Origin of the sequence: Limnohabitans sp. JirII-29 (genome assembly GCF_003063395.1) — a bacterium.
Lineage (GTDB): Bacteria > Pseudomonadota > Gammaproteobacteria > Burkholderiales > Burkholderiaceae_C > Limnohabitans.
The window spans coordinates 348,777-368,034 of sequence record NZ_NESB01000002.1 but is presented as its reverse complement, the minus strand read 5'-3'; the positions used below and the strand labels follow the sequence as shown (position 1 = coordinate 368,034).

The window sequence follows — 19,258 nt, the reverse complement described above, 5'->3', positions numbered from 1 at the left end:
ACCCACATGAGAAACGGCAAGAACTGACCTGTCACGGTTTTTGCTTTACTCCTGGGTCAACTCGATTTGAACCAACATGAACTTGTCCAGTTACCTTCAAATGCCACCGGCTCCGTCGGTGTCACCAACACCCAGCACCGCCCTGCCCGCAGGGGCTGCGGCAGGGGTGGGCCTTGCTGCGGGTGCCAGCCTGGGGCTGGACTTCGCCAAAATCATGGCGCGGCAATTCGAACGCATGCCATCGTCACAGCGGCAAGTTTTTGCCGCTCCTTCTCCCTCCCCATCACCTGCGACGGACAACACACGCACCACACGTGCCAATGCCCAAGCGCAAGCCGATGACAAGAGCCAGCAAACAGCCCATCGGCAGGCACTCGATGCCGCCAACAGTGATGAAGGATCTGACACGCGCAACAGCCAGGCACGCGCCGACGAGTACTCGTCCAACGCCAACGATGCGTCAGGCCAGACACACACCAGCAAACGGGCACCGCACAAAGCCAGCCCAGAAAACAGCCTGGTCACCGACGCCACTAATGCGAACAGTGCCAGTCCCCTGCCCAGCGTGGTGTCCCCCGACACCCCAGTCACGGTGCTCGCGGCGGCGCCCTTGCCCACACCGGGCACCGCAGAAGTTCGCCCTCAAGCGCTGCAAGCCAATCCTTATTTGAAAGACGTGGCCTTACCCAGCAGCGATGCAGCCACGGCCACACCGTTGCGCACCGTGGCGTTGAGTCCCCACATGCGCATCATCACCGACCCACGCCAAGCACCCAGCTCCGAAAGCTTGACGGCCTTTGCCAAGTCCATGGGCCTGGACGAAGCAGCCATTCAAAAGCTGATGGGCCCTGTGGCCACCAGCGCCGATGTGCAGCCAGGGGCCATCACACCCAGCGCCACAGACACGCCCACTGAATTGACGGTGTCGCTGAACCCGCCATCGGCACAACTGACGGACAAACTGGCCTCGCCTTTGCTCAACGTCGCGATTCAAGCCAATGACAATGGCAACATCCACGTCAACATCGCCGCGCTGGCGGCCCCAGGTCCCAACGCTGACCTGACACAAGCGATCGTGGTGAACAACATGGCCGCCACGACGGTCACACCTACCGCCACATCCACGGCCACATCCACAGCAACACCCACCGTGGGGGCCGCGTTGCAAGGCTTGACGCCGAGCGACCTGGCCAGCATTCAACACATTCAAATCACCGTCTTGCCACCCGCTGTGGCACAGACCTCGGCGATCAGCAGCACGCCCAGCACCGCGGCGGTGTTGTCGTTGATGGGCTCTGGTTTGAACGAACAAGACATCACCGCATTGGCGGCCACCTTTGAGTCAGGGACTACAGGCGAAGACGCCGGGCAACAACAAGCCTCCAGCGGTGACGCCAGCGCGGGCCAATTTGGCCAAGCCATGTCACGCCAAGTTGTGCCAGCCAACACGAGCATCGCCAGCAGCACGCATGCAGCATCGGATGTGCACATGAGCGAGGTCTATGACCAGCTCAGCGACAAGATGGCCACCGAGATGGCCGCACGCATGCACAAGCAACTCAGCGACGGCGAATGGAAGATGAAGTTTGGTTTGCGTCCTGCCAACTTGGGCGGCGTTGAAATTCAGCTTGAAATGAAAGACGGCAAACTCGATGCCGTGATTCATGCCGACAACCCACTCACGCGTGACTTGTTGCAAAACAGCAGCCAGCGTTTGCGCGATGCACTTGAAAACTTTGGCATTCATGCGGGTCAATTCCACATCGGCCAAGACAGCCGTGGCACGCAGCAAAACCCATCGAGAGGCTCTGCAAAGCAGTCTCAAGTTGGCGAAAATTCATCCTCGCAAGTCAAGAGCAGCAACAGCGTCACCAGCGCTGAGGCTGTATCCACCAAGGCCAATGCGTCCTTGCTTGACCTCTATGCATAAATGACGCACGACAATCTGGAATAACAGGAGTACGAAAAATGGCAGAAGCAGCAGCAGCCCCCAGCACCGAAGAAGTCGAAGGCGAACCGAAAAAGAAGAAGCCCATTCTTCTGATCGCCGTGATCGCTTTGTCGGTGATTCTTTTGATTGTCTCGGTGGTGTTCGGCACACTTTTCATGTCAGGCTATTTCGCACACAAGAGCGAAGCCGCCGCTCACGAGAAGATTGACGAGCTCGACAAAGCCGCAGAAGACGCACACGCCATGCCCGAAGGTCCATCGAAGGTGAAGAAAGAAGCCGAAGCCACGCGCTTTGAGAACACTTACCTTCAGATCGACAAAGAGTTCATGACCAACATCACCAACAGCAAAAAGGTGATGGTGGTGCAGATTGCCGTGATGACCCACTACGACGCACGCGTGTTTGACAACGTCAAAAAGCATGAGTTCGCCATTCGTTCAGCCATTCTGGATGTGATGCGTCAGTCGACCGAAGCCGACACCGCCAGGCCTGACTTCCGCACCGAGTTGGCGGCCAAGATCAAAGTGGTGATGAATGAAATGCTGATGAAGTACGAAGACTTCGGTGGCATTGAAGATGTGTTTTTCACCTCGTTTGTGATGCAGTAAGCCAAGCCCATGAAATCCAACCTGCTCTCGCAAGAAGAACTGGCCGCCCTGTCTGACGGGGTGCGCGACGGTTCGATCGAGACCGACACGGGCTTTAACACCCGCGCGCGCGTGCGCAAACACGACCTGGCCAGCGAAGACAGCAGCCTAGGGGTGAACGTCTCGTCGGTCGACATGATCAATGAGCGTTTCATTCGACTGTTCCGTCTGGGCTTGCTGGAGGTGCTGCGTACCAGCCCACGGGTGAACCCCACACGGGTGCAGATTCTGAAGTTCGGCGACTACCTCAAAGGCCTCAAAGCCCCTTTGTCGGTGAACATCGTGCGCATGAACCCGCTGCGTGGCAACTCGGTGATCATCATCGACCCCAATGTGGTGTTTAGCTCGCTCGACAGCTTTTTTGGTGGCTTTGGCAAAGGGGTGGGCGAACTGCCTTCAGGCCGTTTGTTCACGCCCACCGAGACACGCATCATCAAGATCATTTTGGAAGTGTTCTTTCGCTCACTGACTGAAGCTTGGGGGCCCTTGATGCCCATCGAGTGCGAACACGTGAGCTCGGAGATCAACCCACAGTTTGCCCAAATTGCCGACGAGAACGACTTGGTCGTGTTGAGCCGCTTTGAAGCCGACGCGACCGTGAGCGGCGGCAAAGGCTTCATCGATCTGGTGTACCCCTATGCCACGCTCAAGCCCATTCGAGAGTTGCTCAGCAGCCGCGTGCAAAGCGGCGAAGGCAACGAAGAGTCAGACCGCAAATGGCGCAAAGACCTGGCCGCGGCCGTGGGCGATGCACGCCTGGAATTGCAAGTCACCATGGGTGAAATCAAAACCACCCTGCAACACCTCAACAACTTGCAAGAAGGCGAATTGCTGTTCTTCAAGAAAGACGACACCGCGCTGATGACTGCCAACGGCGTGCCCACCTTCCACGTCAATGTGGGAACGCGTGGCTCGCAAGTGGCCGTGCAAATTGACCACGAACACGTTCACGGCAAACTTTGAGAGACAGGACACACACCATGACTGAAAAAACCGAAAACCCTAACGCCGAAGACGGCGAAGCCGCCCTGGCTGAGGCCGACCACGTCGCAGTGAGCGTGGACGAGCACGACGAGCACGCATCGGCACATGGCCACAACGAAGACCCCTCGCTGGAGGACTTCAAGCCGATGTCACCCGGCAACATCAACCCCGAGGTGTTGCAAAACATTTCGGTCACGTTGTCGATCGAAGTCGGCCGTGCGCAAATCAAGATCAAAGACCTGATGCGCCTGACCCAAGGCAGCGTGGTGGAACTCGACCGCATTGCGGGCGAACCGCTCGACCTGTTGGTCAACAACTCGGTGGTGGCCCAAGGCGAAATCGTGCTGGTAAATGACCGCTATGGCGTGCGTCTGACGCGTGTGGTGCCTTCTTCTGAGCGTCTGAAACTGATTTAAACAGAGCGGTCAGGTCTGCCCTCACCTGGGTCAACACCTCGGCCCAGGCTCTGTGTTGTGTTTGTCGGTAGAGCTTGGCCGAGGGATACCACGGGCTGTCTTCTCGCGCCAACAACCAGCGCCAGTCGGGCACATACGACAACAACACCCAGGTGGGTTGACCCAGCGCTGCACTCAGATGCGCGACGCTGGTGTCCACGCTGATCACCACATCCATCAGCGCACACACAGCGGCTGTATCGGCAAAGTCGCGGAGTTGATCGCCAAGGTGTCGGATGCCGGGATGGGTTTGCAGTGTGGCTTGGTCTGCGTGCCTCACGTCTTTTTGCAAGCTCACATAGTCGATGCCTGCGGGCAAATAAGCCATCAACTGCGCCAGCGTCAGGCTGCGGGTGTGGTCGTCGTCGTGCCGCGTGCTGCCGGACCACACCAGGCCCACCCTTGGTTTGGTTTTGGGGCCGAGTTTTTGTGCCCACTGCTGCACCAGGTCCGGGTCGCACGAGAGATACGACGAGTAGCTGGGAATGGTCCCCTTCTGTGTCTTGAAGGCCAATGGCAGCGACATCAAAGGGCAGTGGTAGTCAAACACTGGCAAGGGCTGCCCCTCTTGGTGCAGCTCGGTCACGCCATCCAAGCCACGCAGCAAAGCCAGCAAAGACTGTGGCACGGTCAGCACCACCCTCGCACCCAAGTCGGCCACCCACTGAACATAACGACAAAACTGCAAGGTATCTCCCAAGCCTTGCTCGGCGTAGAGCCAAATGGTTTTGCCTTGAATCGACACGTCACCCAACCACAGCGGCTGGGTAAGGCGGGGCTTGGCGGAGAGCAACGGGTCTTGCGTCCAACGCCACTCATACAATGGCCAACCTTGTGCAAAGTCACCCATCAACAAAAGTAGCAACGATTTGTTGAAGTAGGCGTTGGCGAAATTCGGATCCAACGCGATGGCTTGGTTGTAGCTTGCCAGCGCAGCCTCCAGTTGCATCAAATCTTTTTGCACATTGCCACGCCGGTTGTATGCACCCGCCTCGTTGGGTGCCAAACGGATCGCAGTGTCATAACTCTCCAACGCCCCCATCCATTGCCCAAGCTTGCGCAGAGCGACACCACGGTTGGCATGTGCTTGCGCGTGATCAGGCCTGAGGTGGAGCACCTTGTCATAACTCTCCAAAGCAGCCTGCCATTGCTTGAGTTGTCGAAGTGCATTGCCACGGTTGGTATAGGCATCTGCAAAATCGGGCTGTAGCGCAATGGCCTGGTCATGGGCCGCCACCGCCGCCTCGTACTGTTTGAGTTCATGCAACGCACAGCCGAGGTTGGCATGAAACGCTGGTGCCTTCGGATTCACCTGGATGGCTTTGCCAATCCATTGCACGGCTTGGGAATAATTCTGGGTCTGGATGGCAACGACGCCCAACAGATGAAGTGCATCGGCATGCTGCGGTTGCTCGAACAGAATCTGTTCATAACCCGTACGTGCTTGCTCTAAGCGACCTGCTTGATGGTGCGCAAACGCTTGTTGCAGGCGGGTATTCAGATCGGACGCCGCCGCCTTTTGAGACAACTCATCCTGGGAGGCAAGACTTTGGTTCATACAAAAAAATAATACAAACGATGTACAAGTATATAAAGCACGAGCCCAAGCATTTGGTGACCGAACAAAAAAACGCCTGCATCAGCAGGCGTTTTTCGAGGGGCAACGTCGGGCTCAGTTGGCGTTGATCTTGCGTCCGTTCAAAGGCTGCACAGGACGTGCATTGCGCTTGAAGGGGAAGTCGGCCACTTGCTTCTTGGCGATGTCCACCGTGGTTTTAAGGATGTAGAAGTTCACACCTTCAGTACAAGGCGGTGTGGTCAGCGAGCCTTCATAGCTGTAGTGCGTGAGGGCGGCTGGTACCAAGCTGGTGGGGTTGAACTTGACCTTTTCAGGCATCACCTCTGGGCCTTCGCTCTTGGGTGCGTTGTCCCACAGCACTTTGATGGCCTCGTTGTCTTTGCCTTCGTTGAGCAACACACCCAACACAGCCAGCTTGCCTTCGGCATTTTTGTGCACAAAGTGCGCCACCATGGCCATGGGCTTGCCGTCAATTTGTTCTTCGCTGGGGCGATGGAAGTGAAATTGCAACAGGTTGTAGACGTCTTTGTTGATCTTGAGGGTGCTGCCTGGCTCCACGTTGACTTGGATGGTGTGACCGTTGTTCAAAATCTTCAACGGACCTTCTTTGTAGTTCACCACCAAGGTGTCTTTCGATTTCTCGAACGGACCGGTGATGTTCAACGGCGACTGCTTCAGGCCTTTGCCACAGGTCGGAAATTCATCACCCCAATTCTCAGGACCCATTTCACCGGCGTAGTCCCAATGCACAGCATGGCCACCTTTTTTGCCGTGACCCGCTTCTTTTTCAGCGGCGCAATCAGCCAATACTTTGACTTTTTGGCCCGCAGCGGCCAAGGCGTTTTGCGCGGCGCAAATCGACTTCAGGCGTGACGACCATTCGGCCATCTCCAACGCTTTTTGGAAGGCGCTGACGGTCTCGGGGTCTTGCGCGCCCTTGGTCAACAAGCGCAAAGCGCCCAAGCCCAACTGACGCTCGCTGATGATTTGACCTTTTTGCGCCTTGATGAACGCTTCGTAGTCTTGCAACACCACACCGTTGGCAAACGAGTCTTTGACGGCTGCCAATTCTTTGGCTGCTGGCTCTAACTCGTCGACCTTTTCTTTGGCTTCGGCCAGTTCTTTGGTGAGCTTGTCGAGTTCTTCTTGGGCTTCGCTCATGCCTTCGCTGGCATCAGTCAACTCATGCATGGCGTGGGTTTTACCGGTGTAGCTCCAGTAACCAAAAGCCAAGGCGCCTGCCAGCAGCAGACCCAAGACAACTTCAACCATTAAGCGTAAATATTTTTTCATAGCCATTCACTTTTGAGTGGGTGCATCCGATGAAGCGCCCTTCGCAAACACGCAGCGCGCATCCACATTGGGCAGGTGAGCTGGTATCGGCACGGTGTAGCGGAAGCTTTAATGGCTTCTTGCAGCGGCGCATTATTGCCGCTGGTTCTCTGTGATACCTTTTGAATTAACCTTGACTGGACGGGGCTGACAAGAAGTGCTCAGCCGCCATCACGCCCACACGTGGCGCAAGCTGAGGCACAAAACCCATTTGGTCGAGCACATCACGTTGCAGGTCGATGCCCGGTGCAATTTCAAATAACTCCACGCCTTGCGGCGTCAATCTGAAACTGGCACGCTCGGTCAAATACAGCACCTGCTGTCCACGCAACAACGACTGTGCACCGCTGAAGGTGATTTGCTCCACCTGCGGCACCAGTTTTTTCACCGCCCCTTGTTGCAGCACACGCATCTGCCCATCACCCGTTTGCAAGCGCACGCCCTTGGCGGCCAAGGTGCCGCAAAACACCACCTTGCGCGCGTTTTGCGCGATGTCGATGAAGCCGCCCGGCCCCACCGTCAAGCCCCCTAAGCGCGACACGTTGACGTTGCCCTGGGCATCGAACTCGCCAAAGCCCAAGAAGGCAATGTCCAAACCGCCCCCGGCGTAAAAGTCGAACTGGGTGGCTGCGTCGAGCATGGCGCTGGCGTTGCGGGCATAGCCAAACAGCACGCCGTCGAGCAAGGTGCCGCCGTAGGTGCCGTGTTCAATGGTTTGGTAGATGCTGTGCATCTCGCCGCGTGCCGACAGCAGCTTGGCCACGGCGTCGGGCACGCCCACACCGTAATTGACCACCGGACGTTCTTTGTCAGTGTTGAAGAGTTCCAGCGCCGCACGGCGCGCAATGGCTTGGCGTTCGCTGAACTGCTTGGCCGCTTGCGCTTGTTCAGCGGCTTGGTCGGCCGCTTCGCTGCTCAAGCGGGCCTGGCCGTGCAGCTCGCCACTTAGCGCGGGGTCGAAAGGTATGCCGTAGCTGGTGCGCTGGTCCGGGTCGACCACGATGGCATCGACCCAGGCCGCCGGGATGCGCACCTCACGCGCTTTGAGGGCACCGCGTGGCAAGCGTTCTTTGACTTGCACAATGACTTTGCCACCGCTGTTGCGTGCGGCCAAGGCCAAAGACTGCGAATCTAGGTTGGCCGCCTCGTGCTCGAAGCTGATGTTGCCGTCTTCGTCGGCTGCACTGGCGCGCACCAAGGCCACATGGATGGGAAAGGGTTTGTAGCGCAGGTACTCGCGCCCATCCATCTGCACCACTTCGCTCAGGTCTTCTTGGGCGCTAGCGTTCATCTTGCCGCCGCCCAAGCGTGGGTCACACACGGTGCCCAAACCCACGTGGGTGAACAAGCCGGGGCGACCCGCGCCGATTTCGCGCAGCAGTTGCGACGACACGCCACCGGGCAAGATGTAGGCCTCGATCTTTTCGGCCTCGGCCAGTTGTTGCATGGCGGGTGACCACACCCAGTGCCCGCCCACCACGCGCTGGACCAAGCCCTCGTGGGCAAAGCAGTTCATGCCTTTGGTGTGTTTGTCGCCAATGCCCAAGGCGTGGATGACGGTCAGGCGTTGGGGATGTTGGGTGTGCAGATAGCGTGCTTGCACCGCTTCAAACAAACAGCTGGCCTCCATCAAGCCGCCACCACCGCCCATCAGGCCCACGGTGTCGCCGTCGCGAATCAAAGCCACCGCGTCGGCGGCCGACATGAACTTGCTCATGCTGTGTGCCTTTGCTTATTTGTTCAATTCAAACAAGGCGTCGCCTTGTTTCATGACGCGTTTGGCAATGACGGTGCGGTGAATTTCGCTGGTGCCGTCAAAGATGCGGTAAATGCGTGCGTCGCGGTAATAACGCTCAATCGGCAGTTCCTTGCAAAAGCCCATGCCACCAAACACCTGCACCGCGCGGTCCACCACACGGCCCAAAGTTTCTGCCGCGTGCACCTTGACCATGGCGATGTGGTCGCGCGCGTCCATTTTTTGGTCCAACATCCAAGCGGCGTGCAACACCATCCAGCGCGCCGCGTTGATCTCGATCACGCTGTCGGCCAGCATCTGCTGCACCATCTGGAAGTCGCCAATGGCTTGGCCAAACTGTTTGCGCTGCTTGGCGTAGTCGACCATCAGCGACAGCACGTGGCTGGCTTTGCCCACCGCACGCGCCCCCACTTGCGCCAAGCGCACCTGGCCCAACACGCCCATGGCCATCTTGAAGCCCTGGCCTTGCTGGCCCAGCATGGCGATGGGTTCCAAGGGCACGTTGTCAAACCACAGTTCCATGTGCGGTGTGCCGCGCAAGCCCATCATTTTTTGGTCTTTGCCCACGGTGAAACCTGGCAGGCCTTTGTCCACCGCGAAGAGCGAGATTTCTTTGTCGCCGGTTTTGGCCGAGACCAGAAAAAAGTCGGACACCTCGCCATCGCTGATGAAGTGCTTGGCGCCGTTGAGCACCCAACCGGTGGCTGTTTTCTCGGCTCGGGTTTTGATGCCCTGGGCGTCCGAGCCTGCACCAGGCTCGGTGATGGCAATGGCGCACACCCGCTCGCCGCGCACACAAGGGGTGAGCCAGCGCTCAACCTGCTCGCCCTCACAGGCCAGCAGGGCTTCGTACACATTGCCAAAGGCACGGCGAATCAAGATGTCGCTGGTGTGGCCAAACTGTTCTTCGCACAGCATGCGGTCCACCGCGCTCAAACCACCGCCGCCCAAGTGCTCGGGCATGTTGAGGGCATACAGCCCCAGGGCCTTGCTTTTGGCGTGGATGGCTTGGGCCACCTCGGGCGCCAGAAAGCCCTGGTCTTCCACCTGCTGTTCGAGCGGGTGCAGTTCTTCGGCGATGAAGCGACGGAGGGTGTCGATCATCATTTTTTGTTCGTCGTTGAGGGCGAAATCCATGGGGTCTCCAGATCAAATCAAAGGTCGAGCAAGGCGCGGCTGGCCGCCAAGGCTTGGCCTGACCAGGCCAAGTCGCCCACCGCGCGGGCACGCACGTGGTGGGGCACTTCCACGCTGATGGGCAGGTCTGGCGGCAAGGCCTGAAACAGAGCGCGCAAATCAATCGCCCCTTCACCGGGCAGCCAGCGCTCGCAGCGGGCGGTGTGGATCATGTCGTCCACACTCAAGTCGGTGCTGCCCTGGGCGTTGGTGGTGGGGGCGTCGCAAATTTGGGCGTAGTGCAGCAGCTCGCGCGGCAGCGCGGCAATGTCGGCCAAGGAGGTGTCGGAGCGGGCCACATGCAGCGCGTCCACCAAGATGCCCGCGTTGGACGGGCGCCCTGCGGCGGTGACCACCTGCAAGGCTTCGCGGGCGTGACGCACCGCCGTCCAGGGCATGAACTCCAAATCGGCCGTCATGCCGTAAGGCTGCATGAGCGCGCACAACTGGGCGTAGTGGTCGCTCAAGCGGTTCAAGTCGGGGTCGTCACCGGCGACCAACACCGCACGCGCTTTCAACTCGGCACCCACTTCGAGCAAGGGCAGGTAATGGTTGGGGTCAAACCCAGGGCCGATGCGGATGATCTCTAAATCAAACACGCCCACGCCGCTGTCGGCCAAGCGCGCCTGGCATTCGCGCAACACAGCTTTGTCACCCAGCAAACGCTGGTGTGGACCGCCCGGTGCGTTGGGCAACAAGCGCAAGCCCACGAAGTGGTAGCCCAACTGCCCAGCATGGGCAATGGCGTCGGGTGCGGTGGAAGCCTCGGCCGTGAGGTAGGCCTGTGAATAGATGCGTGACATGGCAAGCCCTCAGGTTTATTTCAAAGGCGATACCGCCGTAGGCATGGCAATGGCCGAGGTCATGGCGGTGGTCAGCCATGCAGGCCCGCCCTTAGGTGGCCAAATGCCTTGGGCCACCGAATCGGCGCGGGCTTTGGAGCGAGCATCCAGCGAGGGGTAGGCCCAGATATTGGTGAAGCGCAGCGGACCATCCAAAGCCACCATGGCCACCACGCAGGGCGAGAGTTTGTCGCGCGCGGGCACGGCTTGCTCCCACAAGTCGATGGTGGGTTGCACACCACCCGGCTTGATGCCGTAGGTGCGAATTTCATACACCGGGCCATGAATGCCGCTCTCGGCGCTGGGGCGCACCGGCTTCATCCATGGGAAGCCCTGGTAGCTGTGTTGCTCCAACGATTGAAAAATGTCGCCACAGCCAAAGGGGCTGGCATTGAGCTGGGTGCGCTCGCGCTCGGCCTGCAAACTGGCCAAGTCATGAAAACCACGCAGCACCACCATTTGGTTCAAGGTGCCGATGTCGGTGAACCAGCAGCCCAACAACTCGCCCTGCCCTTGGGCGGCAAAGGTTTCGACATTTTTAGCAGCTTGGGCCGCAGTGCCAAACGGCAGGGTCAGGGTGGCGAGTTCGTAATACATGGAGGTCCTTTTGAAAAATGTGTGGTGAAGCGGTTGGGCCGCCGCGTGGTGGGCGGCGATGTAGCCAAAGGTCATGGCGGGGCCGAGGGTGATGCCGCCACTGGGGTAGTGGCCGCCCATGATGCTGTTCATGTCGTTGCCGCCGGCATACAAGCCCGCAATGGCTTGGCCTTGGGCGTTGAGCACCTGGGCGTGTGCGTTGCAACGCAAGCCGGCAAAGGTGCCCAGACTGCCCGCCACCACGCGCACGGCGTAGAAAGGCCCCTGTTGCAGCGGTGCCATGCAGGGGTTGGGGCCAGTGTGCGTGGCGTCGCCCTGGATGCGGTTGTAGGGCGTTTCACCTTTGCCAAACTCGGCGTCGCTGCCGGTGTGGGCCATCACGTTGTAGCGCGCCACAGTGGCTTGCAAGGTATCGGCCTGAATGCCACAACGCTCGGCCAGTTCTTGCAAGGTGGCACCGCGTTGCAAGTAGCCATTGGCCAACCACTTAGCCAACGGCATAGGAGCCGGTTTGACTGCGCCCAAGCCCCAGCGGCGGATGAAGCGGTGGTCACACAGCAGCCACGCTTGCACAGGCTCGCCCGCTGGCAAAGCCTGAATCAGACTTTGCATGAAGTCGTGGTACGCGTCGGCCTCGTTGGTAAAACGTTGGCCCAAGCGCGTGACCGCCATCAGCCCGGGCTTGGCACGTTCAATCAAATGTGGAAAGTGGGTGACGCTGCCATCTGCCTGGGGCACGAGGGACACCGGTGCCAGGGCCGCCGCTTGGCGCAAGTCCTGGGCCACCACGCCACCCGCGGTTTCGCCCAAGCGCAAACCGTCGCCGGTGTTGCCACGCGAGGCGGCTGAGAAATGCGCGTCGCCTTGCGGATCGTGTGGCAACAAGGCGCGTTTGCGTTCAGGGTCGTGGGGAAAGCCGCCCGTGGCCAACACCACCCCGCGTCGCGCGTGCACCCGCTGCTCGCCTTGCGGCGTGCGCACCACGGCGCCGCACACACGGACAGCGTCGCCCTGCCCTTGCGTGAGCAAACGCACCGCAGGGCTGTTGACGCGCAGGTCTACGCCTGCATCGAGCGCCGACTTGGCCAAGGCAGCGATCAAGGCGTTGCCGTTGACCAACTGCATGCCCCGGCCATGCCAGAGCAGGTCACGGACATGGCGCACAACGCGGCGGGTGACGTGGGCGAATGAGGACCAACTGCGCAGGCTGTTGAAGAAATGCCGCAGGTCAGCGCCCGACGCAATGCCCATGCCCCACAGCGTGGTCTCATACAACGGGGGTTTGAGTTGCGCGATGTGCTCACCCAGCGCACGCCCATCAAAGGGCGCGGCACACACCGAGCGGCCACCGGTGGCCGCGTCGGGGCTGCGGCCATGGAAGTCGGGAATGCTGTTGCCATCGACAAACTGCAAGGCGGTGTGCTGCTGAAAGAAACGCACCATGTTCGGGGCCTGGGTCAAAAAGGCCAAGGCACGCGCCTCGTCAAACTGCGCGCCCAGTTCATGGCGCAGGTAGGACAGCGGTTTTTCCAAAGGCTCGGCGATGCCAGCGGCCAGCGCCAGAGGGTTGCTTGGAATCCACATCCAGCCACCCGACCAAGCGGTGGTGCCGCCGAACTGCGGGTCTTTCTCGACCACGATGACTTTGAGCCCCAAATGCGCCGCCGTCACAGCGGCAGACAGCGCGCCCGCACCCGAGCCCACGACCAACAGGTCACAGCTGGAGCTCGCCTCTGCGAAGGGCTGTGCGCACGACATGGGGCTCAAGGGGCGTAGATCGGTTGGCGATCTTTCGCCGAAGCCCGTTGGTTGAAGAAGGGCGACGCCCCACTGGCCGCGGCCAATTGCGCCGCGAACGATTGCAGCTCGTCCCCCAAAGCCAGCATGCGCGCTTCGGTGAAGCGCACCGTGGGACCCGCGATGGTCAAGATGCCCATGGGCGGCTGGCCGTTCAGGCACACGGGCGCGGCCATGGCGTTCAAGCCCGCGGTGAAGGTTTCTTGCGTCAGGCTGTAGCCACGTGCGCGTGCCGCGTGCAGCGCTTCCAACACAGCGTGCAAGCTGGTGGGCGCGTTGGGGCCGTAGTCGTCGGGCATCCCCAAGCCTTGCTTGGAGACCAAGGCCAAAGCCGCGTCGTCTGGCAGCGCCATGAGCCAGGCCAAGCCCGAGGCCGAACAGCTCAAGCGGGCGTCGTTGCCCATGTCGGGGTCGTAACGCAGGCCTTGACGCGCACCTTGGGCACGGGCCACCCAGGTCAGCCGCTCGCCGTCGACCACCGACAAACGCACCAACTCACCCGAAATCTCGGCCAAGCGGTCGAGCAGGGGCTGGGCCACGTCGACGATGCCGGTGTTGCTCAAAAAGCTCAGACCCATCGACACCAGCTTGGTGGTGAGCACGTAGTCGCCGTGGTCGCGGGTTTGGCGCACATAGCCACAGCGGATCAGATCGGCCAGCAAGCGGTGCACCGCGCTGCGCGGGATATTGAGCTGGTCGGCCATGGCCGCCAGCTCCATGCCTTCGCCATGGGCGCTGAGCAGCTCCAGCAAGCCGAGGGTTCGTTCGAGGACACCGTTCATCGTTGTGCAACCGTTCTGGGGTGGGGATTGGCGGGCAGTCTAGCTATTTTCAGAATTAAATTCAATAGTTGAATGGTATTCCACTTTTAACTATGATCAGGCTGTTTCTAATTTTTGAGTTCAGACATGCTCGACAACTTCAGTGGTGCCACCCGGGTGTACTTCATCGTGGGTGACCCGATTGCCCAAGTCAAATCGCCCTTCGGCGTGACCCAGGCGTTTGAGCAAGCCGGTCGCGATGCGGTGTGCGTGCCAGCCCATGTGGCCACCGCCGATTTGCCGGCTTGGCTGGACGGTGTGTCCAAGTCACGCAATGTGGATGGCGTGATCGTGACGGTGCCACACAAGTTTGACTGCTACAGCCTGTGCACCACGGCCTCGCCGCGTGCCGAGTTTTTGAAAACCGTGAACACCATGCGCCGCCTTGCCGACGGCAGTTGGCACGGCGACATGTTCGATGGCCTGGGCTATGTGCAAGCGATGCGCTTGAAAGGCTGCGCGCCCGAGGGCCAAAAGGCTTTGCTGGTGGGCGCAGGAGGCGCTGGATCGGCCATTGCCCATGCTTTGGTGATGGCGGGTGTGCGCGAACTGGCCATCCACGACCCCGACACCAAGAGGCGCGACACCTTGGTGGCACGCCTGGCCAGCTTGGGAACAGCCCATGTGACAGCAGGCAGCCCCGATCCGGCGGGCTTTGACATCGCCATCAACGCCACGCCCATCGGCATGGCAAGTACCGACCCCTTGCCCCTGGATGTGCAAGGCCTCAGTCGCGACACGTTGGTGGGCTGTGTGATCACCGCCCCGGCCGTGACGCCGCTCATTGACGCCGCACGCGCCTTGGGCTGCCGCACCCTGACGGGTGCTGACATGTTTGCGCAAGTGCGCGATTTGATGGTGCAATTTTTGTTGGAAAGCACACCCACACCATGAGTACCTGGTCTCCTAGCACCCCACCCAACACCCAGCTCGACCAACTCAGCGAGGACGCCAGCGTGGATGTGCTGGTCATCGGTGCTGGCGGGGCGGGCATGTCATCGGCCCTGTTTGCGGCGCTCCAAGGCGCACGCGTGCTGTTGGTGGAAAGCACCGAGTACGTGGGCGGCACCACCGCGTTGTCGGCCGGCACCAGCTGGGTTCCTGGCACCGCCAAGGGCTTGGCCGTGGAGCCTGGCGACACGCTTGAACGTGCCAAAACCTTTTTGAACCATGCGGTGGGCGACAAGGCCGACGCGGCCCTGCGCAACGCCTTTGTGGACCATGGCGCGAAAGCCGTGGCTACCTTAGAGGCCCACACCGAGGTGCAGTACCAAGTGCGCACACTGCACCCGGACTATCTGTCGGAGTTGGAGGGCTCGGTGTTGCGCGGCCGCGCGATTGAACCCATGCCGTTTGACGGACGCCGCTTAGGCGCGGCCTTGAAGCTGATTCGCCCGCCGATTCCTGAATTCACCGTGCTCGGCGGCATGATGGTGGACCGCGACGACATTGGCCACTTGCTCAAACTTGGCCAGTCGTGGACATCGTTCAAATACGCCACCCGCATCATCGTGCGCCACGCGTTGGACAAACTGCTGTGGGGACGTGGCACACGCTTGGTGATGGGCAACGCCTTGATCGCACGGCTGCTGTATTCGCTGCTGCAACGCGGGGTGACGATCGTGACAAACACCCAGGTGGAACGCTTGGTCAAAGAAGGCGATGCCGTGCAAGCGGTGGTGCTGCGCCAAGGCGATGTGCAACGCACGGTGCGCGTGAGGGGCGGTGTGGTGATGGCCAGTGGTGGCTTCAACCGACATCCGCAAAAACGCGGCGAAATGTTGCCCGGTGCCGATGTGCGTTGGTGCCCCGGTGCACCGGGCCACACCGGCTCGGCGCAAGACTTGGCATTGGCTGCGGGTGCGTGCTTTGGCACGGGCGGCATGAGCCATGCGTTTTGGGCCCCGGTGTCGACGCGCCAACGCGCCGATGGCAGCACCGCCGTGTTTCCCCACTTTGTGATGGACCGAGGCAAGCCTGGCATGGTGACGGTGAACCAAGCGGGCGAGCGATTTGTGAACGAATCCACCTCGTACCACCTGTTTGGCATGGCCATGCAGCAAGCCCACCCACACGCGCCCAGCGTGCCAGCCTGGTTGCTGGCCGACGCCGCAGCCTTGAAGCGCTATGGCATGGGCATGGTGCGCCCAGGTGGTGGTGGCCTGGCACCGTTCTTGGCCGATGGGTATTTGACGCAAGCCCACAGCTTGAGCGAGTTGGCACAAAAACTCGGCATGAACCCAGGCACGCTGGAAGCCACGGTGCGCGAATTCAATGCCATGGCAAGCCAAGGCACAGACACCGCGTTTGGACGCGGCACCACCGATTACCAACGCGCCAACGGCGACGCCACCTGGGACGGCCCCAACCCCTGTTTGGGCCCGCTCACGCAAGCGCCGTTTTATGCCGTGCGTTTGTACCCGGGTGACATTGGTGCGGCCACGGGTTTACGCACCGATGGGCATGGCCGTGCGCTGGACGCCCAAGGCATGCCCATTGCGGGCTTGTACGCCTGTGGCAACGACATGCACTCGATCATGGGCGGGGCCTATCCGGGCCCTGGCATCACCATCGGCCCGGGCTTGACCTTTGGCTATTTGGCCGCCGAGCACGCGGTGGCACGCGCACGCGGCGCGTAAACAACATCACACGTCAACATGCACGCAGGCCATGCCCCATGTGCGTGTGCCCTGCAATGCCTGAGCATGGAAAGATGACCGCCCGAGGCACATCACAAAGCCTGCGCAAGCAGGCCGCACTTACAATGGTCGTCTTCTTTAACGGCCTCTGGATGAACCCCATGAAACGCTGCACTTGTCCCCTCGGGGAGGCTCACGCATGAGCCGCAAAGTCTTTATCAAAACCTTCGGTTGCCAAATGAACGAGTACGACTCGGACAAGATGGCGGATGTGCTTGGGCAGTCCGATGGCTACGAAAAAACCGACGACCCCGAACTGGCCGACTTGATTGTGTTCAACACCTGCTCGGTGCGCGAGAAAGCGCAAGAGAAGGTGTTTTCTGACCTGGGCCGGGTGCAACACCTCAAGGCCAAAGGCGTCAAGATTGCCGTGGGTGGCTGCGTGGCCAGCCAAGAGGGGGACGCCATCATTGCGCGCGCGCCTTATGTGGATGTGGTGTTTGGCCCGCAAACCCTGCACCGCTTGCCCGAGCTGTTGAACCAGCGCGAGTCGCAGATGCGGCCCCAGGTGGACATCAGTTTTCCAGAGATTGAAAAGTTCGACCACTTGCCCCCCGCACGGGTGGAAGGCGGCAGCGCCTTTGTGAGCATCATGGAAGGCTGCAGCAAATATTGCAGCTACTGCGTGGTGCCCTACACCCGTGGCGAAGAGGTGAGCCGCCCGTTTGACGATGTGCTGGTGGAAGTGGCGGGCTTGGCTGCACAAGGCGTGAAAGAAATCACGCTGCTGGGCCAAAACGTCAATGCCTACCGGGGCGTGATGGGTGGCACGGCTGAGATCGCCGACTTTGCTCTGCTGATTGAATATGTGGCTGAAATTCCAGGCGTGGAGCGCATCCGCTACACGACCAGTCACCCGAATGAATTCACACAGCGCTTGATCGATGTGTACGCCAAGGTGCCCAAGCTGGTGAGCCATTTGCACTTGCCCGTGCAGCACGGCAGCGACCGCATTTTGATGGCCATGAAACGCGGCTACACCGCCATGGAATACAAGAGCACGGTGCGCAAACTGCGCGCCATCCGCCCTGACATGGCGATGAGCAGCGACTTTATTGTGGGCTTTCCCGGTGAGACCGAGGAAGACCATCAAAAGCTGATCAAGCTCATGCACGATGTGTATTACGACAACTCGTTCAGCTTCATCTTCAGTCCACGTCCCGGCACACCGGCCGCCAATTTGCACGACGACACACCGCACAGCGTGAAGCTGCGCCGCTTGCAAGAGGTGCAAAAAATCATCGACGACAACGTGCGCGCCATCAACGTGCAGCGCGTGGGCTCGACCCAACGCATCATGGTGGAAGGCTGGTCACGCAAAGATGCCACCGAGCTGATGGGCCGCACCGAGTGCAACCGCATCGTCAACTTTGCAGGCGGCCCCAACTCGGAACGCTTGCTGGGACAGATGATTGATGTGACGATCAGCGAAGCCTACCCGCACTCGCTGCGTGGACAGGTGTTGGTCAAAGAAACGGTTTGAAGCGCGAATCAATCAGGAAAGGTGCCTATGCGACCCTCGCTCGTACTTGCCCGCCATCGACAAGCCATGCATGAAGCGGCAAGCCGCTTTCGCGTTGCGAACCTGCGCATCTTCGGCTCGGTGCTCAGCGGGACTGACCAAGACGGCAGTGACTTGGACCTGTTGGTCGACGCACTGCCTGGTGCCACACTGTTTGACTTAGGCGGACTACAAGATGAACTCGAATCGCTGCTGGGCATTCGTGTCGATTTGTTGACCCCTGCTGACCTGCCCTCCAAGTTTCGGGCTCAAGTACTTGCTCAGGCGCAGCCGGTATGAGCGAGAACCGACTTGCCGACTACCTTGACCATATGCAGCAAGCTGCGACAGATGCTTGCATCTTTGTTGAAGGTATGGGGAAAGCAGATTTCCTAGAGGACAAACGCACACAGCAAGCGGTCATCATGAGCCTCATCATCGTTGGCGAAGCCGCAACAAAGGTGATGGACGGCTATACCGAGTTCACAGAGACGCATACGCAAGTGCCATGGCGCAGCATGCGAGGCATGCGCAACCGCATCGCTCATGGCTACTTTGATATCAACCTTGATGTGGTGTGGGACACCTTGCAAACAGCGCTGCCTGAGTTGTTGCAGCACTTGCATGCTGTGCGTCAGCAAGCGCGCGACGCCCCCAACCCTTGAAGACACATCACCACGTCGGGGTGTACCCCGTGTCTTTCAAATAACGCAGGTAGTCGCCGTGCGGGATCGGCACACAGCCTTCTAGGCTGCGGTTGTACACATAGGTCCACGCTTGCAAGCGGCGGCCATCGCTCAGGTCAACCACCACACGTTCGCGCAGGTATTCGCAACGCTCGGGGTGTTCAGGCTGGTAGGACTCCACCTCGTCCAAGCGCGCCAGCATGACGTCGTCCACCTCAAACACTTGGCCATGCACTTGGCCTGCACCGCCCACCAGCGCGGGGTAAGCGCCCAAGTCAAACAAACTGCCTGGCACCTGCGCAGCGCCCACAGGGCGCGCGCCTTGCATCACCTCATGGCGACACAAGCCAGGCAACAAGGTGCCGTACACAAACAACAGATACGTCATGGGCGTATTGTGCTGTCGCCCACGTGCACGCGGGCTGTGCCAAGTCA

17 protein-coding genes are annotated in these 19,258 nt (G+C 60.1%); 9 read left to right on the top strand and 8 right to left on the bottom strand.

The window, feature by feature from the left end; all coding sequences use genetic code 11:
• Positions 1 to 76: 76 nt before the first annotated feature.
• From B9Z39_RS04475 to fliN, 4 genes are read left to right on the top strand one after another with little or no spacing between them, the layout of a single operon-like run.
• Complete coding sequence (locus B9Z39_RS04475) at positions 77 to 1,930, top strand: flagellar hook-length control protein FliK (RefSeq protein WP_108300855.1); 1,854 nt, start codon at positions 77 to 79, stop codon at positions 1,928 to 1,930.
• Positions 1,931 to 1,968: 38 nt separating this feature from the next.
• A complete protein-coding gene (gene fliL / locus B9Z39_RS04470; RefSeq protein ID WP_108300854.1) occupies positions 1,969 to 2,559 on the top strand; it encodes a flagellar basal body-associated protein FliL in 591 nt (196 codons plus the stop codon).
• A gap of 9 nt (positions 2,560 to 2,568) precedes the next feature.
• Positions 2,569 to 3,561: a flagellar motor switch protein FliM gene (fliM, locus tag B9Z39_RS04465; RefSeq protein ID WP_100145388.1), complete on the top strand. Its 993-nt coding sequence runs from the start codon at positions 2,569 to 2,571 to the stop codon at positions 3,559 to 3,561.
• Between the two features lie 17 nt (positions 3,562 to 3,578).
• Positions 3,579 to 3,998 (top strand): flagellar motor switch protein FliN, encoded by a 420-nt coding sequence (fliN, locus tag B9Z39_RS17140; protein ID WP_108300853.1) that lies wholly within the window; start codon positions 3,579 to 3,581, stop codon positions 3,996 to 3,998.
• On the opposite strand, the gene B9Z39_RS04455 is transcribed toward fliN, so the two are convergent.
• From B9Z39_RS04455 to B9Z39_RS04425, 7 genes are all read right to left on the bottom strand, one after another.
• Positions 3,892 to 5,595 carry a tetratricopeptide repeat protein gene (locus tag B9Z39_RS04455; RefSeq protein ID WP_108300852.1) on the bottom strand — a complete coding sequence of 568 codons (1,704 nt, stop codon included), beginning with the start codon at positions 5,593 to 5,595 and terminating at the stop codon, positions 3,892 to 3,894. The genes fliN and B9Z39_RS04455 overlap by 107 nt on opposite strands.
• Before the next feature lie 114 nt (positions 5,596 to 5,709).
• Complete coding sequence (locus tag B9Z39_RS04450) at positions 5,710 to 6,888, bottom strand: carbonic anhydrase family protein (RefSeq protein WP_158269452.1); 1,179 nt, start codon at positions 6,886 to 6,888, stop codon at positions 5,710 to 5,712.
• Positions 6,889 to 7,075: 187 nt separating this feature from the next.
• Positions 7,076 to 8,665 (bottom strand): acyl CoA:acetate/3-ketoacid CoA transferase, encoded by a 1,590-nt coding sequence (locus B9Z39_RS04445; RefSeq protein WP_108300850.1) that lies wholly within the window; start codon positions 8,663 to 8,665, stop codon positions 7,076 to 7,078.
• A 15-nt stretch (positions 8,666 to 8,680) separates the two neighbouring features.
• A complete protein-coding gene (locus tag B9Z39_RS04440; RefSeq protein WP_108300849.1) occupies positions 8,681 to 9,841 on the bottom strand; it encodes an acyl-CoA dehydrogenase family protein in 1,161 nt (386 codons plus the stop codon).
• A gap of 17 nt (positions 9,842 to 9,858) precedes the next feature.
• Positions 9,859 to 10,683, bottom strand: coding sequence for a sugar phosphate isomerase/epimerase (locus B9Z39_RS04435; RefSeq protein WP_108300848.1), 825 nt, complete (start codon positions 10,681 to 10,683; stop codon positions 9,859 to 9,861).
• A 15-nt stretch (positions 10,684 to 10,698) separates the two neighbouring features.
• Positions 10,699 to 13,077, bottom strand: coding sequence for an FAD-dependent oxidoreductase (locus B9Z39_RS04430; RefSeq protein WP_108300847.1), 2,379 nt, complete (start codon positions 13,075 to 13,077; stop codon positions 10,699 to 10,701).
• A gap of 5 nt (positions 13,078 to 13,082) precedes the next feature.
• Complete coding sequence (locus tag B9Z39_RS04425; RefSeq protein WP_108300846.1) at positions 13,083 to 13,898, bottom strand: IclR family transcriptional regulator; 816 nt, start codon at positions 13,896 to 13,898, stop codon at positions 13,083 to 13,085.
• Between the two features lie 126 nt (positions 13,899 to 14,024).
• Between B9Z39_RS04425 and B9Z39_RS04420 the strand changes: the two genes are divergently transcribed.
• The 5 genes from B9Z39_RS04420 to B9Z39_RS04400 all read left to right on the top strand — a co-directional run bounded on the left by B9Z39_RS04420 (position 14,025) and on the right by B9Z39_RS04400 (position 18,802).
• Positions 14,025 to 14,831, top strand: coding sequence for a shikimate dehydrogenase (locus B9Z39_RS04420; RefSeq protein WP_108300845.1), 807 nt, complete (start codon positions 14,025 to 14,027; stop codon positions 14,829 to 14,831).
• Positions 14,828 to 16,576 (top strand): FAD-dependent oxidoreductase, encoded by a 1,749-nt coding sequence (locus B9Z39_RS04415; protein ID WP_108300844.1) that lies wholly within the window; start codon positions 14,828 to 14,830, stop codon positions 16,574 to 16,576. The genes B9Z39_RS04420 and B9Z39_RS04415 overlap by 4 nt, the downstream gene beginning before the upstream one ends.
• A gap of 199 nt (positions 16,577 to 16,775) precedes the next feature.
• Positions 16,776 to 18,119: a tRNA (N6-isopentenyl adenosine(37)-C2)-methylthiotransferase MiaB gene (gene miaB / locus B9Z39_RS04410; RefSeq protein WP_100145366.1), complete on the top strand. Its 1,344-nt coding sequence runs from the start codon at positions 16,776 to 16,778 to the stop codon at positions 18,117 to 18,119.
• Between the two features lie 27 nt (positions 18,120 to 18,146).
• Positions 18,147 to 18,437: a nucleotidyltransferase family protein gene (locus B9Z39_RS04405; RefSeq protein ID WP_108300843.1), complete on the top strand. Its 291-nt coding sequence runs from the start codon at positions 18,147 to 18,149 to the stop codon at positions 18,435 to 18,437.
• The gene (locus B9Z39_RS04400) at positions 18,434 to 18,802 is read left to right on the top strand and encodes a DUF86 domain-containing protein (protein ID WP_108300842.1); all 369 of its coding nucleotides are present in this window, start codon (positions 18,434 to 18,436) and stop codon (positions 18,800 to 18,802) included. The genes B9Z39_RS04405 and B9Z39_RS04400 overlap by 4 nt, the downstream gene beginning before the upstream one ends.
• A gap of 7 nt (positions 18,803 to 18,809) precedes the next feature.
• Here the strand turns inward: B9Z39_RS04400 and B9Z39_RS04395 are convergent, their stop codons facing one another.
• Positions 18,810 to 19,211 (bottom strand): gamma-glutamylcyclotransferase, encoded by a 402-nt coding sequence (locus B9Z39_RS04395; protein ID WP_108300949.1) that lies wholly within the window; start codon positions 19,209 to 19,211, stop codon positions 18,810 to 18,812.
• Between the last annotated feature and the right edge of the window lie 47 nt (positions 19,212 to 19,258).

Coding starts and splice junctions, on each gene's coding strand:
- B9Z39_RS04430 (WP_108300847.1), bottom strand. CDS start 13,077: ATGTCGTGCGCACAGCCCTTCGCAGAGGCGAGCTCCAGCTGTGACCTG.
- B9Z39_RS04425 (WP_108300846.1), bottom strand. CDS start 13,898: ATGAACGGTGTCCTCGAACGAACCCTCGGCTTGCTGGAGCTGCTCAGC.
- B9Z39_RS04415 (WP_108300844.1), top strand. CDS start 14,828: ATGAGTACCTGGTCTCCTAGCACCCCACCCAACACCCAGCTCGACCAA.
- B9Z39_RS04440 (WP_108300849.1), bottom strand. CDS start 9,841: ATGGATTTCGCCCTCAACGACGAACAAAAAATGATGATCGACACCCTC.
- B9Z39_RS04435 (WP_108300848.1), bottom strand. CDS start 10,683: ATGTCACGCATCTATTCACAGGCCTACCTCACGGCCGAGGCTTCCACC.
- B9Z39_RS04455 (WP_108300852.1), bottom strand. CDS start 5,595: ATGAACCAAAGTCTTGCCTCCCAGGATGAGTTGTCTCAAAAGGCGGCG.
- B9Z39_RS04420 (WP_108300845.1), top strand. CDS start 14,025: ATGCTCGACAACTTCAGTGGTGCCACCCGGGTGTACTTCATCGTGGGT.
- B9Z39_RS04450 (WP_158269452.1), bottom strand. CDS start 6,888: ATGGTTGAAGTTGTCTTGGGTCTGCTGCTGGCAGGCGCCTTGGCTTTT.
- miaB (WP_100145366.1), top strand. CDS start 16,776: ATGAGCCGCAAAGTCTTTATCAAAACCTTCGGTTGCCAAATGAACGAG.
- B9Z39_RS04395 (WP_108300949.1), bottom strand. CDS start 19,211: ATGACGTATCTGTTGTTTGTGTACGGCACCTTGTTGCCTGGCTTGTGT.
- B9Z39_RS04475 (WP_108300855.1), top strand. CDS start 77: ATGAACTTGTCCAGTTACCTTCAAATGCCACCGGCTCCGTCGGTGTCA.
- B9Z39_RS04445 (WP_108300850.1), bottom strand. CDS start 8,665: ATGAGCAAGTTCATGTCGGCCGCCGACGCGGTGGCTTTGATTCGCGAC.
- fliM (WP_100145388.1), top strand. CDS start 2,569: ATGAAATCCAACCTGCTCTCGCAAGAAGAACTGGCCGCCCTGTCTGAC.
- B9Z39_RS04400 (WP_108300842.1), top strand. CDS start 18,434: ATGAGCGAGAACCGACTTGCCGACTACCTTGACCATATGCAGCAAGCT.
- fliN (WP_108300853.1), top strand. CDS start 3,579: ATGACTGAAAAAACCGAAAACCCTAACGCCGAAGACGGCGAAGCCGCC.
- B9Z39_RS04405 (WP_108300843.1), top strand. CDS start 18,147: ATGCGACCCTCGCTCGTACTTGCCCGCCATCGACAAGCCATGCATGAA.
- fliL (WP_108300854.1), top strand. CDS start 1,969: ATGGCAGAAGCAGCAGCAGCCCCCAGCACCGAAGAAGTCGAAGGCGAA.